Source organism: Actinosynnema sp. NPDC002837 (genome assembly GCF_040295345.1).
Taxonomy (GTDB): Bacteria; Actinomycetota; Actinomycetes; order Mycobacteriales; family Pseudonocardiaceae; genus Actinosynnema.
On the sequence record NZ_JBEOVG010000042.1, the window covers coordinates 1 to 14,814 of the forward strand.

Below are 14,814 nucleotides of genomic sequence, written 5' to 3' on the forward strand. Positions count from 1 at the left end.
GGCAGGCCTGGCGGGTGCTTTTTCCGCCAGGCCTGCCCGGCTTTGGCCTGCCTGGGGTGCCCGTAAGGGCCCCATGTCAAATCGAGCCGGACCCGAGTGGACCCGCTCCGACCCGACCCGAGCGGAACCGGATCGGGGTGGGTTACGTCGTTGTGGGTGGGGGTCAGCGACAAGACGGGGCAGGCGAGTGACCGATACCTACCGCATCTCGATCGACGACAGGTCGGGAGCGACGTTGCGTGGACGGGTGCACATCATCAACCCCGACGCCGAGGAGGTGCCGCCCGGTCGGGACTTCGCGTTGCGGATGATCGTCGAGGTCTGGCACCGGATCCGGCACGGGTACTTCTTCACCTCCGGCGAGGGGAACCTGCCCGACGACCGGCTGCACCTCGAGCTGGACGAGTTGGCCGGCGTGGCGGAGGAACCGGGGCTGAAGTCGTCGTTCGAGCTGCTCATGGGGTTGGACCACGGCAGGCCCGTCTACCTGTCGGAGGAGCAGGTGGCCGAGATCCGGGCGGTGCACGGGATCCGCGACCACGAGGAGAAGCGGGCGGCCAGGCAGGGGTTGATGGAGAGGTACGGCGTCGCGTCGCTCTCGGTCGGCAACGACGGCAGGCCGTTCGTGCGGACCGAGCGTGATGCCCGCGCGTTCTACGAACGGGCGTGTGAGGTCATTGCCGACTACCGCCTCGGCGAGGTGCGGAACTGGCCGCCGCCGTGGGACTTCGGCGATGAGGACGACGAGGAGTACGACGAGGACGCGTACGCGGACAAGTTGGCCGCGATGACGCTGGAGGACTACCCGTACGCCGAGTTCACGATCACCGTGGACGACGTTCGCCACGTCGCGCACATGGGCGGCGGGCTCCACTTCGCCACGGCCATCCACGGCGAGTTCGACTGGCGGTGATCGCCGGTCACCACGAGTCGAGGAGCGGGGCGTCGTGCTCGTGCCGTCGCCACTCCTCGCTGATGCGGCCGAGCCGGGCCGGTGAGGCCATGCCCCGGACGGACGCGATCTTGCCGTCGCGGACCTCCAGGACGCCGACGCCCACCACCCGGTCGTCCACCACGGCGATCACGGCCGGTGAGCCGTTGACCAGGCCGGCGTGGATCTCCAGGTTCCCGCCGACCAGCTTCCGCTTCGCCGGGGTCGGTTTGAAGCCGGCGCGCATGGCGGCGGCGACGCGCTCGGGGACGGAGTACCGCAGCAGCTTCTCGGTCAGCCCGGCGCCGTCGGAGATGGCGGTCGCGTCGTCGGTCAGCAGGGCGACCAGGCGTTCGGTCTGGCCGGAGGACGCGGCGGCGATGAACGCCTCGACGATCCGGCGCGCGGTGGCGCGGTCGACCTCGCCGTGGTTGCGGCCGGCGGCGACGTGGCGGCGGGCGCGGTGGGCGTGCTGCTGGCTCGCGGACTCGGTGATGTCGAGGATGTCGGCGATCTCGGCGTGGCTGTAGGAGAAGGCCTCGCGCAGGACGTAGACGGCGCGTTCGACCGGTGGCAGGCGTTCCATGAGCGTCAGCACCGCGAGGGTGACCGATTCGCGCTGCTCGAAGGTGTCGGCCGGGCCCAGCATCGGGTCGCCCTCGAGGAGCGGTTCGGGCAGCCAGGCGCCGACGGCGCGTTCGCGCCGCGTCTTCGCCGAGCGGAGCCGGTCGAGGGACAGGTTCGTGACCACCTTGGTCAGCCACGCCTCGGGCACGTCGATGTGGTCCCGGTCGGCGGCCTGCCAGCGCAGGAACGCGTCCTGCACGGCGTCCTCGGCGTCGGCGGCCGAGCCGAGCAGGCGGTAGGCCAACGAGGCCAGCCGGTCCCGGCTGGCCTCGAAACGCGCCACGGTCGCGCTGTCCATGGTGGTCACGCTAGGCGATGACCGCCTCGGTGGCGCGGGCGGGCGCGGTGGTGACGCGGTGCCTGCGGGTGGGCATCCCGAACGTCGGGTGGCCCATGCCGAAGGCCGCGCCGCGGAGGACGGCCGCCTTGAGGCGCGCGGCCGGGCGACCGCGCAGGGCCCAGGTCTTCGACCGCGCCTCGCCGTCGACCACCTGGAAGATCGCGTCCTTCCGACCGAGGCTGATGTGGTTGCCGACGTAGGCCAGCGAGGTCTTCGGGATCTCGCGACCGGTCAGGTCGCCGACGATCGCGGCCACCGCCTGCTTGGCGGTGTAGCCGGCCGAGGCGCAGGACATCGGCAGCGGCCGGCCGTTCTCGCCGATGACGTGGACGCTGTCGCCGATGGCGTAGACCTCGGGGTGCGAGACCGACCGCATCATGCGGTCGACCACGATCTGGCCGGTGCCGGTGACCTCCAAGCCGCCGGCGGCGGCGATGGGGTGGACGGCGAAACCGGCCGCCCACACGGTGGCGTCGGCGGCGAGGGCGGTGCCGTCGACGGCGAGGGCCCGCGCTGCCTCGACGCGGTCGATGGTGGTGCGCTCGTGGACGGTGATGCCGAACCGGTCGAACGCCCGCAGCAGGTGGCGGCGGGCCTTCGGGCCGAGCCAGCCGCCCAGCTCGCCGCTGGTGGCGAGGGTGACGGCGAGTTCGGGCCGGGATTCGGCGATCTCGGTGGCGGTCTCGATCGCGGTCAGGTTGCCGCCGACGACCAGCACCGTCCCGTTGCCGTCCAGCTCGTCCAGGCGCTGCCGCAGGCGCAGCGCCGCGGGGCGGGCGGCGATGGGGAAGGCGTGCTCGGCCACGCCCGGGACGCCGTGGTCGGCGGCGGTGCTGCCGAGCGCGTAGAGGAGGGTGTCGTAGTCGAGCCGGTCGCCGCCGGTCAGGGTGACCGTCCGCTGCTCGGGGTCGACGGCGGCGACCCGCGCCAGTCGCAGGCGGATGCCGATGCCCGCGAACAGCTCCGCCAGGTCGTAGCGACGCAGGTCCTGGCCCGCGGCGAGCTGGTGCAGGCGCATCCGCTCGACGAAGTCGGGCTCGGCGTTGACCACGGTGATCTCGACGTCGTCGGCGTGCAGGCGGCGGGCGAGCTGTCCGGCGGCGTAGCCCCCGGCGTAGCCGGCTCCCAGGACGATGATGCGGTGCTTCATGTTCACGCTCCTGTCGGTTCGCTCGGCCTCTGAACGGGACGGCGCCGCGATCCCTGACAGGTTTCGAGTGTGGCGTGGGTCACCCCTCAGCGTTCGACCAGGCGGTGGCGGCCCGCGTAGACGTTCATCGACGTGCCGCGCAGGAAGCCCACCAGGGTCATGCCGACCTCCGCGGCCAAATCGACCGCCAGCGACGACGGCGCGGAGACGGCGGCGAGCACGGGGATGCCGGCCATCGCCGCCTTCTGCACCAGCTCGAACGACGCCCGGCCGCTCACCATGAGAACGGTGGAGGCGAGGGGCAGGCCGCGTTGCTTCAGGCCCCAGCCGACGACCTTGTCCACCGCGTTGTGCCGACCCACGTCCTCCCGCAGGCACAGCAGCTCACCGTCCGCGTCGAAGAGGCCGGCCGCGTGCAGGCCGCCCGTGCGGTCGAAGACCCGCTGGGCGGCGCGCAGTTCGTCCGGCAGCACGGCGAGGGTCTCGGCGTCGACGGTGAGCGGGTCGTCCGCGACCGGCCAGGTGGCGCTGGTGCGCACCGCGTCGAGGCTCGCCTTGCCGCACAGGCCGCAGGACGACGTCATGTAGAAGTTGCGCTCGATCGACGGGTCGGGTGGTGGCACGCCGGCCGCCAGCACGACGTCCAGCACGTTGTAGGTGTTGCCGCCGTCGGCGGTCGCGCCGGCGCAGTAGCGGATCGAGGTGATGTGCTCCGCGGCGCGGACCACGCCCTCGCTGACCAGGAAACCCGCCGCCAGGTCGAAGTCGTCACCCGGCGTGCGCATGGTCACGGACAGCGGTTTGCCGCCGACGCGGACCTCCAGCGGCTCCTCCACGGTGAGGGTGTCGGCCCGGGCGTCGGCCACGCCGTCCACCACGCGCACTACCCGTCGCCTGCTCGTCACTCGTCCCATGTGGACACTCCTCCGTCGTGAGGCACAGCTCGGCGCACTCGGCCAGCAGGCGGCGCAGGGCCTGGTCGCGGTGCTCCCCCGCGGCGAGCGCCACGGCCCTGGTCGCGCGGTGGACCGCGAGCGCGGGCCACCACCTCGTCCAAGGGGCACGGGGGCGGCCCGCCGCGCGGAGGCAGTGCTCGACCAGGGCGTCCGTGCGGCGGGCGGTGGACGTGCCGATCAACGGCACCGCGAAGACCAGCAGCGCACGGCGGCCGTCCGGCGTGCTGAGGTCGTTCACGCAGCGGGCGACGGCGCCCAGCACCGGGTGCACGGTCGCGGGCCGGTCGGTCCACTCCTCGTCCGCCAGCGTGGACACCAGTTCCAGCAGGCAGCAGCCGTGCGCGGGGGTGACGTGCCGCCCCGGCGCCAACCGGGGCAGCCGGGTGGTCACGACGCCTCGCGCGGGCGCGGCAGCAGCCGGTGGGGACGTCCCGGCCGGCTGAACCGCCCGCCCAGCGCCGCGCCCGCCACGCCCAGCGCCGCGGCGGCGAGGAACGGGCCGGGGTAGCCGTGCGACACGACGACCAGGGACGCCAGGCCGACGCCGATGACGCCGCCGAGGGCCTTGGCGCTGTAGATGACGGCGAAGTTGAGCGGCGCGGTGCCCTCGCCGAAGTACTCGCGCACGAGTCCGACCAGCAACGAGTAGCAGCAGCTCGTGCCGAGACCGGCCACGCCCGCGCCGATCAGCAGGGCGACGGCGTCCTGCCGCTGACCGCCGAACAGCAGCACGAGCTGCGCGAGGCCGCCGGTCGCCATCGCCAGCCGCAACGTGAGCCGACGGCCGATGGCCTCGGAGATCCGGCCCGCGAGGATCCGCCCCGCGCCCGCCGACGCGGCCAGCACCGCCGGCCCCACCGCCGCGAACACCGTCCCGTCCGCGAAGGCCGCCAGGAACACCAGGTCGAACAGCGACACCGCCGCCGCGAACACCACCGTCACGTACATCGGCACGAGGACACCGCTGCGCAGCGCTTCCGCCGGCTTGAAGTGGCGGATGGCGGGGCGGTTGCTGCGGTGCGTGCGGAGTTCCCGGTGGCGCGGGTCGACGTCGGCGGGCCACCAGTTCGGCGGCGGGTCGCGCAACGGCAGGCCGCACGCGGTCACGACCACCAGCACGACCAGGGCCGCGACGGACAGGAACGCGGTCCGGTCGCCCCCGTCGAACCAGAGGCCGGCGGCCAGCGCGAACGGCACGCCGCCGAGCGCGAACGCGCCGGTGACCAGGGCGATCCGGCCGGTGACCCGGTCGGGGAACCAGCGGATGACGGTGCCGACGCACGTCGCGTAGACCAGGCCGGTGCCGACGCCGCCGACCAGCGAGTAGCCGAGGTAGAGGACCAGCAGGTGGTCGGCGGAGAGGGTGAGCAGGCCGATCGCACTGAGCACGGCGCCGAGGACGACGGCGTGGCGCGGTGACAGCAGGCCGCGCTCGCGCAGCCACGCGGCCGGGAACGCGATGCCCGCCTGGCACGCCGTCCAGAGCGCGAACGCCCAGCACAGCTCGACCAGGCTCCACCGCTGCTCCAACGCGGGCACCAAGGCGCCGAACCCGTACTGGGCGGTGCCGGTGACGAGCATGGCGATGCCGCTCAGCCACGCGATCCGGCTCCGCGGCCGGCCCAGCAGCTCGTGGTCCGACTCGCCGATGCGGTACCGGCGGCCGTAGACGTCGAGGACTTCACGCACCTGCATGAGGCCCACCCTCCTTGCAGATTGTATACAGTATTGAGTAGCCTAGCGCCTTGTATGCATTCCTGAACACCCCTCAGGCGGGCGGACCCCATGCGCATCCCCTGGACCGAGGCGAGGCAGGCGGCCCGACAGGCGGGCAAGCCGCTGGACGTGGTGGAACTGCCGTTGGCACAGGCGTTGGGCGCGGTGCTGGCGTCCCCGTTGCGCGCGTTGGTGGCCGTGCCGTCGTTCGACAACTCGGCGATGGACAGTTACGCGGTGGCCGGGCACGGGCCGTGGATCGTGGTCGGCCGGGTGCGGGCAGGTGGCGTGGCGGGCTCGCTGCACGGTGGTCAGGCGGTCGAGATCGCGACCGGCGCGCCCGTGCCGTGCGGTGCGGACGCCGTGCTGCCGGTGGAGCACGCCGAGATCACCGGCGCGCTGGTGATGGGTGACGTGGCGACGGGTCGGCACATCCGGCGGGTCGGCGAGAGCTGCCCGGCCGGTGAGCTGCTGCTGCCGACGGGCGCGGTGGTGACGCCCGCCGTGCTCGGGCTGGCGGCGAGCGTCGGGCACGACCACCTCGCCGTGCACCGGCGTCCCCGGGTCGCCGCCGTGATGACCGGTGACGAGGTGGTGACCGCCGGCGTGCCGGGGCCGGGGCGGGTGCGTGACGCGATCGGACCCGTGCTGCCCGGGTTGGTGCGCGCGGCGGGCGGCGAGCACGCGGGGACCACCCACCTCGCCGACTTCCCCGGCGCGCTGGTCGAGGCGTTGTGGGAGATCGACGCGGACGTGGTGGTGGTCGGTGGCGCGACGTCCGTCGGGCCGGCCGATCACCTGCACGAGGCGTTGCGGGTGCTGCGCGCGGACGTGCGGGTGGACGGTGTCGCGTGCCGCCCGGGTCACCCGCAGGTGTTGGCCGTGCTGCCGGACGGGCGGTGCGTGGTCGGGCTGCCCGGCAACCCGTTCGCCGCGCTGGCCGCCGGCGTCACGTTGCTGGCGCCGCTGGTGGAGGCGTTGTCCGGGCGTGAGCCCGCGGCGGCGCGGACGGTCGGGTTGGCGGCGGTGCGGTCGCACGGGCACGACACGCGGCTGGTGCCGGTGGTGGTGTCCGGGCGGGTGGGCGTCCCGGTGGGGCACGACCGGCCGGGGACGTTGCGGGGCGCGGCGTTGGCGGACGGGCTGGCGGTGGTGCCGCCCGGGTTCGCCGGTGGCGAGGTCGAGGTGCTGCCTGTCGCGGGCGGGTCCGGAGGCGTACAGTTTTGAATACGATATACAGTCTGCGAGCGACAGTGGAGGCCACATGACCGTGGTGGAACGGGTGCTCGCCGTGATCGAGGCGCACCGCGGCGACAGGGGCGCGCTGCTCCCGATCCTGCACGGCATCCAGGCCGAGTTCGGCTACGTCGACCAGTCGGTGATCCCGCTGGTGGCCAAGGAGCTGAACCTGTCGCGGGCGGACGTGCACGGCGTCGTCACCTTCTACAGCGACTTCCGCAGCGAGCCCGCGGGCCGCGTCACGGTGCAGCTGTGCCGCGCCGAGGCGTGCCAGTCGGTCGGGTCCGAGCGCCTGGTCGCGCACGCCGAGGCCGCGTACGGCGTGAAGGTGGGCCAGACCAGCGCGGACGGCGCGGTCACCCTCGGTCAGGTGTTCTGCCTGGGCAACTGCGCCCTCGGACCCGCCGCCCGGGTCAACGGGCGGCTGCACGGACGGCTCGACCCGGCCCGGCTGGACGCCGCGGTCGCCGCGGACTTCGAGATGGGGACGCCATGACCACCACCGTGTACGTCCCGCGCGACGCCGCCGCCCTCTCGGTCGGCGCGGACGCCGTCGCCGCCGCGATCACCCGGGAAGCCGCGCTCGCGGGTCGGGCCGTCCGGGTCGTGCGCAACGGCTCGCGCGGCATGTTGTGGCTGGAGACGCTGGTCGAGGTGACCACCGACGCGGGCCGGATCGGGTACGGGCCGGTGACCGCGGACGCCGTGCCCGGGTTGGTCGCCGCCGGGATGTTGGACGGCGCCGAGCACGACCTGCGGGTGGGGGTGGTCGAGGAGCTGCCGTGGTTCCGCGCCCAGCACCGGCTGTGCTTCGCGCGCGTCGGCGTCACCGACCCGTTGTCGCCGGACGACTACCTCGCGCACGGCGGGATGACGGGTCTGCGGCGGGCGTTGGAGATCGGACCGGCGGCGACGGTCGCCGAGGTGACCGACTCGGGGTTGCGCGGACGTGGCGGCGCGGGATTCCCGGCGGGCATCAAGTGGAAGACGGTCGCGGACACGCCCGGCGAGCTGAAGTTCGTGTGCTGCAACGCCGACGAGGGCGACAGCGGCACGTTCGCCGACCGGATGCTCATCGAGGGCGACCCGTTCTGCCTGATCGAGGGAATGGCCATCGCGGCCTTCGCGGTCGGCGCCACCGAGGGTTACATCTACCTGCGGTCGGAGTACCCCGAAGCGGTGCGGACGTTCCGCCGGGCGATCGACATCGCGTACGCGCAGGGCTGGCTCGGGGACGACGTGCTCGGCTCCGGGCTGAAGTTCGACCTGATGGTGCGCGTCGGCGCGGGCGCGTACATCTGCGGCGAGGAGACCTCCATGCTGGAGAGCCTGGAGGGCAAGCGGGGCGTGGTGCGGGCGAAACCGCCGATCCCCGCGATCACCGGCCTGTTCGGCAAGCCGACCGTGGTGAACAACGTGCTCACGCTGGCGTCCGTGCCCACGATCCTGGCCGACGGCGGCACGTCCTACCAGGCGTTGGGCGTGCAGCGGTCGCGTGGCACGCAGGTGTTCCAGCTGGCCGGGAACATCGCGCGCGGCGGCGTGTTCGAGACGGCGTTCGGCATCTCGCTGCGCGACCTGGTCGAGGTGCACGGCGGCGGCACGCTGTCCGGCCGGCCGGTGCGCGCGGTGCAGGTGGGCGGGCCGCTCGGGGCGTACCTGCCGGCGTCCGGGCTGGACCTGGCGATGGACTACGAGGCGTTCGCCGAGGCGGGCGCGATGCTCGGCCACGGCGGGATCGTGGTGTTCGACGACACCGTGGACATGGCGTCGATGGCGCGGTTCGCGTTCTCGTTCTGCGCGGAGGAGTCCTGCGGCAAGTGCACGCCGTGCCGGGTGGGCGCGGTGCGCGGGGTCGAGGTGATCGACCGGATCGTCGGCGGCGAGGACGTCGACGACAACCTCGCCCTGCTCGGCGACCTCTGCGAGCTGATGGCCGACGGGTCGTTGTGCGCGATGGGCGGCCTCACGCCCAACCCGGTGCGGAGCGCGCTCCAGCACTTCGCCGACGACTTCACCCCAAGGAGGGTCACCCCGTGACGATCTTGAAGGAACCGGACTTCGGCACACCGGCCGCGACGTCCTCGACCTCGGTGACGGTGGAGGTCGACGGCATCCCGGTGACCGTGCCCGCGGGCACGTCGGTCATGCGCGCCGCCGCGACCAGCGGCATCGACATCCCCAAGCTGTGCGCGACGGACAGCCTGGAGGCGTTCGGGTCGTGCCGGCTGTGCCTGGTGGAGATCGACGGCAGGCGCGGCACGCCCGCGTCGTGCACCACGCCGGTCGCCGACGGGATGAAGGTGCGCACCCAGACGCCGAAGCTGGCGAAGCTGCGGCAGGGCGTGATGGAGCTCTACATCTCCGACCACCCGCTGGACTGCCTGACCTGCTCGGCCAACGGCGACTGCGAGCTGCAGGACATGTCCGGCGCGGTCGGGTTGCGGCAGGTGCGGTACGGGTACGAGGGCGAGAACCACCTGTCGCTGGAGAAGGACACCAGCAACCCGTACTTCGACTTCGAGCCGTCCAAGTGCATCTCGTGCTCGCGGTGCGTGCGGGCGTGCGGCGAGGTGCAGGGCACGTTCGCGCTGACGATCGAGGGCCGTGGGTTCGAGTCGCAGGTGTCGGCGGGCGGCGTGCCGTTCATGGAGTCGGAGTGCGTGTCGTGCGGCGCGTGCGTGCAGGCGTGCCCGACGGCGACGTTGCAGGAGAAGTCCGTGGTGCAGCTGGGGATGCCCAGCCGGACCGTGCTGACGACGTGCGCGTACTGCGGTGTCGGGTGCTCGTTCAAGGCCGAGCTGCGCGGTGACGAGCTGGTGCGGATGGTGCCGTACAAGGACGGTGGCGCGAACGAGGGTCACTCGTGCGTGAAGGGTCGGTTCGCATTCGGCTACGCCACGCACCCGGACCGGGTGATGTCGCCGATGGTGCGCGAGAAGATCACCGATCCGTGGCGCGAGGTGTCGTGGGAGGAGGCGATCGGCTACACCGCGTCGCGGATGCGGGAGATCCAGGCCGTCCACGGCGTCGGTGCGATCGGCGGCATCACGTCGTCGCGGTGCACCAACGAAGAGGTGTACGTGGTGCAGAAGCTCGTGCGGGCGGCGTTCGGGAACAACAACGTCGACACGTGCGCGCGGGTGTGCCACTCCCCCACCGGGTACGGGCTCAAGCAGACGTTCGGCGAGTCGGCGGGCACCCAGGACTTCCGGTCGGTGGCGGCGGCGGACGTGATCGTGGTGATCGGCGCCAACCCGACCGACGGTCACCCGGTGTTCGCGTCGCGGATGAAGCGGCGGCTGCGGGAGGGCGCGAAGCTCGTCGTGATCGACCCCCGGCGGATCGACCTGGTGCGCTCGCCGCACGTGCGGGCCACCCACCACCTGCAGTTGCAGCCGGGCACGAACGTGGCCGTGGTGAACGCGTTCGCGCACGTCGTCGTGACCGAAGGGCTCGTGGACGCCGACTTCGTGGCGGCGCGGTGCGAGGGGTACGAGGAGTGGGCGGAGTTCATCGCGCGGCCGGAGAACAGCCCCGAGGTGGTCGAGTCGATCACCGGGGTGCCGGCGTCGGAGATCCGCGCGGCGGCCCGGCTGTACGCGACGGGTGGGAACGCGGCGATCTACTACGGGCTGGGCGTGACCGAGCACAGCCAGGGGTCGACCATGGTGATGGGCATGGCGAACCTGGCCATGGCGACCGGCAACGTCGGCCGGGACGGCGTCGGCGTGAACCCGTTGCGCGGGCAGAACAACGTGCAGGGGTCGTGCGACATGGGGTCGTTCCCGCACGAGCTGCCGGGCTACCGGCACGTGTCGGACGACGCGGTGCGGACGGTGTTCGAGCAGGTGTGGGGGCGCAGCATCCTGCCGACGCCCGGCCTGCGCATCCCGAACATGTTCGACTCGGCCATCGCGGGCACGTTCCGCGGGCTGTTCGTGCAGGGCGAGGACATCGCGCAGTCCGACCCGAACCTCGCGCACGTGACGGCGGCGTTGACCGCGATGGACCTGGTCGTGGTGCAGGACCTGTTCCTCAACGAGACGTCGAAGTTCGCGCACGTGTTCCTGCCCGGCACGTCGTTCCTGGAGAAGGACGGCACGTTCACCAACGCCGAGCGGCGGATCAACCGGGTGCGGCCGGTGATGGCGCCGAAGACCGGCAAGCACGAGTGGCAGATCGTGTGCGAGCTGGCGGCGGCGCTGGGCTACGACATGCCCTACACGCACCCGCGCGAGATCATGGACGAGATCGCGGCGCTGACGCCGACGTTCGCCGGGGTGTCGTTCGCCGCGCTCGACCGGTTGGGCAGCATCCAGTGGCCGTGCGACGAGGACGCGCCGGCCGGCACGCCGACCATGCACGTGGACTCGTTCACCCGCGGCAAGGGCAGGTTCGTGCCGACGTCGTTCGTGCCGACGAGCGAGCGCACGACCCGCAAGTTCCCGTTGATCCTGACCACGGGGCGGATCCTGAGCCAGTACAACGTGGGCGCGCAGACCAGGCGGACGGCGAACATCGCGTGGCACCCGGAGGACGTGCTGGAGATCCACCCGCACGACGCCGAGGTGCGCGGGATCGGCGACGGCGACTCGGTCACGCTGGCCAGTCGGGTCGGCGCGACGTCGCTGCACGCGGTGATCTCCGACCGCATGCCGGTCGGTGTCGTGTACACGACGTTCCACCACCCCGTGACCGGGGCGAACGTGGTGACCACGGAGAACTCCGACTGGGCGACCAACTGCCCGGAGTACAAGGTCACCGCGGTCCAGGTGGCCCTGCGCGCCGAGGGCGCCGAGGCCGCGTCGGTCCCGGGCGCGCGTGCACGGGCGGTGGTCGACTGATGAGCGGCACAACCCCACCCACGGTCCGCCTGGCGAACGAGATCGCCCGCCAGTTCCACCACCAACCACCGGCCACCGCCGCGACCGCCGTCGCCGGCCACATCGAGCGCTTCTGGGATCCCCGGATGCGCACCGACCTGCAACACCACGTCGTCACGTCGCCGGAGTCCCTGGACCCGGTGGCGTTGGCGGCGGCCAGGCTGGTCGGTTCCTGAGCCGGGCGGGGTGGCCGGCGCCCGCATCCGCCGGACGCCGGTCACCTCGACAACGCGGCCAACCCGTCGCGGATCGAGGCCACGAACGGGTGCTCCTCGTCCAGCGTGCGGACCGCGAGCGCCAGCACCGCCCGCAGTTCGAGCTCGGCCTCGCCCCAGCGCCGCTGCTCGGACAGGACCACGGCCAGGTGGTAGCGGCTGAACAGGGTGTTGACGTGCCCGGCCCCGTGCACCCGCGCCGACAGCAACGACAACGCGCGGAACTCGCTCTCGGCCTCCGGGTGCCGTCCCTGTCGGTGCAGCAGGGTGCCGAGGCACAGGCGGCTGTCCAGCGTGTCCGGGTGCGACGCCCCGAGTGCCCGCTCCAGCCCGACGATCACCACCCGGTGGTGGTCCTCGGCCGCGACCAGGTCGCCCCGTTGTTCGCTGAGGTGGCCCAGCTGGTGTCGCACGCCCAGCACCAGGTGGTGCTCGGGGCCGAGTGCGGCTTCGCGTGCCGCCAAGACGGCCCTGAACTCGGTCTCGGCCTCGTCGAACCGCTCCTGCTTGCGCAGGATGCGGGCCCGGCAGTGCCGCGTCTTCAGCGTGTTCGGGTGGGTGGCGCCGAACAGCCGAACCTGCGCCTCGATCACCTGCCGGTGCTCGGCCTCCGCAGCCGGGAGACTGTCCTTCTCCTCGAGCAGGTGGCCGAAGTCGTGCCGGACCGCCAAGGTCTGCGGGTGCTCGTCGCCGAGCACCCGCACGAACTCGTCCAACGCCCTGCGGTGCTCGACCTCGGCCTCGTCGAACCGCAGTCGTGAGCGCAGCAGGCCGGAGAGGAACCACCGGGCGTTCAGCGGGCTTTCGGGGGCCGAGCACGCCCTCCGCAGCTCCGCTTCCGCCTCGCCCAACCGGCCTAGCTGTTGGAGGACGCGAGCGTGGCAGACGCGGACGATCTGGGTGAAGGCGTCGTCGTCACCCCGGTGCTCGACGCTGGTCGCCAACAACTCCCGGTGCTCGTCCGCCGCCCGGGCCAGGCGGCCCCTGTCCCACAGCAGGTGTCCGAACCTGTGCTTCGCTTCGAGCGTGTCCAGTGCCGTCGGCCCGAGCACCCGGCCGCGTTCGGCCACCACGTCCCGGAGCTCGGCTTCCGCTTCCTCCGACCGGCCGAGGTCGTGCAGGATCTCGGCCAGGCAGGCGCGGACGTCGAGGATGTGCGACGGTTCCGCGGCCATCTTCTCGAGGTCGTGCAGCAGCGCGCGGTGCTCGGTCTCGGCCAGGGGCAGGTCGCCCTTGCTCCGCCGAAGGTCCGCCCGGGAGTGCCGGACCGTGAGCGTGCTCTCGCTGTCGGGCCCCATCACCCGCAGGCACACGGCGATGGACCGGTCGTAGAGCGCCTCCGACAACGGGTACAGGCCGACCGCCCTGGTGTACTCCGCACCGTTGAAGAGCACGATCGCCGTCGCTTCTTCGAGTTCGAGGTCATCGTTCTCGCCGAGGACCTCCAAGTGCGGCACCACCAAGCGCCATCGCGGCCAGGCCTCCGGGTCCCGTCCCCAGTACTCCTTCGTCGCGGCGTGCAGCAGGCGGGCGACCAGGGCTTCGTAGGCCTGTCGGTTCTGCTCGAAGTCCGGTTGGTGGCGGTTGGCGCTGCGGACCACCGGGTGGACGACGACGCTCGATTCGACCACGTCCAGGAGACCGACGTCCTGGAGTGCCCTGAGCAGCACGGACAGCTGGGCCGCGGTGACGGAGGTGAGGAGGGCGGATTCGGCCATGACGGCGGCGTCCAGGACGAAGGCGGGGACGGGGGCCTCGGCGAAGGTCGAGATCAGGCGCAGGAGTTGGCGGGTCTGCGGTTGGCCGCGTTCGGCCAGCAGGTCCATCGACATCTCCCACGTGCGACTCAGGGATTCCCTCGGAGAGGCGGGCTCGCCCTCGGTCAGTTCGGTGAAGCTCTGGTCCCAGCGCTCCAGGTAGGCCTTGAAAGTGGTCGGCGGTTCCAGGCCCGGCAGGGCCAGGGCGTCCTGGGCCACGGCCAGGTAGCGGCCGGCCAGGCGCAGGGCCAGGGGGAGGCCGCCCAGGCGTCGGGCCAGGGCGGTGGCGTCCTCCCGGGTGCCCGCGTCGGCGTGGTCGAGCAGCACTTGCGCGCCGTCGTCGGGGTCGAGTTGGCGCACGTGGTGCACCCGCGCGGCAGGTGGCCAGCCGGTGGCGGCGCGGCTGGTGACCAGGATCGAGCCGGTCGAGTTCGGCGACCTCAGCCAGCCGTTGCCGTCGGCCACCCGGTGGTTCGCGGCGGCGAGGACGTCCGGGTCGTCGGCGTTGTCGAAGACCAGCGCCCACGGTTCCGGCTGGTGGTCGAGGTTGCGCCACAGCAGTTCGATCGCCGAGCCTCCCCGGCCCGCCCACGCCTCCTGGACCTCGTGCGAGTCGGCGCCGGCCTGCAACGCCACCTCCGCCAAGCCCGCCACCAGGCTGTCCCGCGACGACGCGTCCACCCACCACACCCTCGGCAGACCCCGGGCCACGTCGAGCGCGACGGTGGTCTTGCCGAAGCCGCCGCCCGCGGCCAGCACGGCGATCGAGCCGCCCAGGTCGTCGGTCAGCGCGGCGACCAACTCCGACCTGCCGCGCACCTTGTGGTTGAGGCGGCCCAGCGGCGGCGCCACCGACGTGCCCGAGGTGATCGGGGCCGGACGGTCGCCGTAGTAGTGGTTGGTCGTGTGGTTGATGTCGCGCAGGGCCTGTTCGGTGCTGCCGCCGAACGTCGCCTCCGCCCGCTGGGTGTCTGCCACGGTCGAGCTATATCACCCC

12 protein-coding genes are annotated in these 14,814 nt (G+C 72.6%); 7 read left to right on the forward strand and 5 right to left on the reverse strand.

Annotated features, from left to right (window positions below; translation table 11 throughout):
- The first annotated feature begins 187 nt into the window (after positions 1-187).
- Positions 188-913, forward strand: coding sequence for a hypothetical protein (locus tag ABTZ99_RS25700; protein ID WP_499614657.1), 726 nt, complete (start codon positions 188-190; stop codon positions 911-913).
- A gap of 7 nt (positions 914-920) precedes the next feature.
- Here ABTZ99_RS25700 and sigJ read toward each other — a convergent pair whose 3' ends face one another.
- The 3 genes from sigJ to fdhD all read right to left on the reverse strand — a co-directional run bounded on the left by sigJ (position 921) and on the right by fdhD (position 3,962).
- The gene (gene sigJ, locus ABTZ99_RS25705) at positions 921-1,856 is read right to left on the reverse strand and encodes an RNA polymerase sigma factor SigJ (RefSeq protein ID WP_499614660.1); all 936 of its coding nucleotides are present in this window, start codon (positions 1,854-1,856) and stop codon (positions 921-923) included.
- A 10-nt stretch (positions 1,857-1,866) separates the two neighbouring features.
- A complete protein-coding gene (locus ABTZ99_RS25710; RefSeq protein ID WP_499614663.1) occupies positions 1,867-3,048 on the reverse strand; it encodes an NAD(P)/FAD-dependent oxidoreductase in 1,182 nt (393 codons plus the stop codon).
- Positions 3,049-3,134: 86 nt separating this feature from the next.
- Positions 3,135-3,962 (reverse strand): formate dehydrogenase accessory sulfurtransferase FdhD, encoded by an 828-nt coding sequence (fdhD, locus tag ABTZ99_RS25715; protein ID WP_498773949.1) that lies wholly within the window; start codon positions 3,960-3,962, stop codon positions 3,135-3,137.
- A 17-nt stretch (positions 3,963-3,979) separates the two neighbouring features.
- On the opposite strand from fdhD, the gene ABTZ99_RS25720 reads away from it, so the two are divergent.
- A complete protein-coding gene (locus tag ABTZ99_RS25720) occupies positions 3,980-4,447 on the forward strand; it encodes a hypothetical protein (RefSeq protein WP_498773947.1) in 468 nt (155 codons plus the stop codon).
- On the opposite strand, the gene ABTZ99_RS25725 is transcribed toward ABTZ99_RS25720, so the two are convergent.
- Positions 4,392-5,699, reverse strand: a complete 1,308-nt coding sequence (locus tag ABTZ99_RS25725) for an OFA family MFS transporter (protein ID WP_499614667.1) — start codon at positions 5,697-5,699, stop codon at positions 4,392-4,394. The genes ABTZ99_RS25720 and ABTZ99_RS25725 overlap by 56 nt on opposite strands.
- Before the next feature lie 90 nt (positions 5,700-5,789).
- Here ABTZ99_RS25725 and ABTZ99_RS25730 point away from each other — a divergent pair, with 90 nt between their 5' ends.
- Genes ABTZ99_RS25730 through ABTZ99_RS25750 form a run of 5 tightly spaced genes read left to right on the forward strand, consistent with a single transcriptional unit; the run spans position 5,790 to position 12,021 of the window.
- On the forward strand, positions 5,790-6,947 hold the full coding sequence (locus tag ABTZ99_RS25730; RefSeq protein ID WP_499614670.1) for a molybdopterin molybdotransferase MoeA: 1,158 nt from the start codon (positions 5,790-5,792) through the stop codon (positions 6,945-6,947).
- Between the two features lie 37 nt (positions 6,948-6,984).
- Complete coding sequence (locus ABTZ99_RS25735) at positions 6,985-7,455, forward strand: formate dehydrogenase subunit gamma (protein WP_498773941.1); 471 nt, start codon at positions 6,985-6,987, stop codon at positions 7,453-7,455.
- Positions 7,452-8,999, forward strand: a complete 1,548-nt coding sequence (locus ABTZ99_RS25740; RefSeq protein ID WP_498773939.1) for a formate dehydrogenase beta subunit — start codon at positions 7,452-7,454, stop codon at positions 8,997-8,999. The genes ABTZ99_RS25735 and ABTZ99_RS25740 overlap by 4 nt, the downstream gene beginning before the upstream one ends.
- Positions 8,996-11,806 (forward strand): formate dehydrogenase subunit alpha, encoded by a 2,811-nt coding sequence (fdhF, locus tag ABTZ99_RS25745; protein ID WP_498773937.1) that lies wholly within the window; start codon positions 8,996-8,998, stop codon positions 11,804-11,806. The genes ABTZ99_RS25740 and fdhF overlap by 4 nt, the downstream gene beginning before the upstream one ends.
- The gene (locus tag ABTZ99_RS25750) at positions 11,806-12,021 is read left to right on the forward strand and encodes a formate dehydrogenase subunit delta (RefSeq protein WP_498773935.1); all 216 of its coding nucleotides are present in this window, start codon (positions 11,806-11,808) and stop codon (positions 12,019-12,021) included. Before fdhF ends, ABTZ99_RS25750 begins: the two co-directional genes overlap by 1 nt.
- A 41-nt stretch (positions 12,022-12,062) precedes the next feature.
- Here ABTZ99_RS25750 and ABTZ99_RS25755 read toward each other — a convergent pair whose 3' ends face one another.
- The gene (locus ABTZ99_RS25755; protein WP_499614675.1) at positions 12,063-14,795 is read right to left on the reverse strand and encodes a tetratricopeptide repeat protein; all 2,733 of its coding nucleotides are present in this window, start codon (positions 14,793-14,795) and stop codon (positions 12,063-12,065) included.
- Between the last annotated feature and the right edge of the window lie 19 nt (positions 14,796-14,814).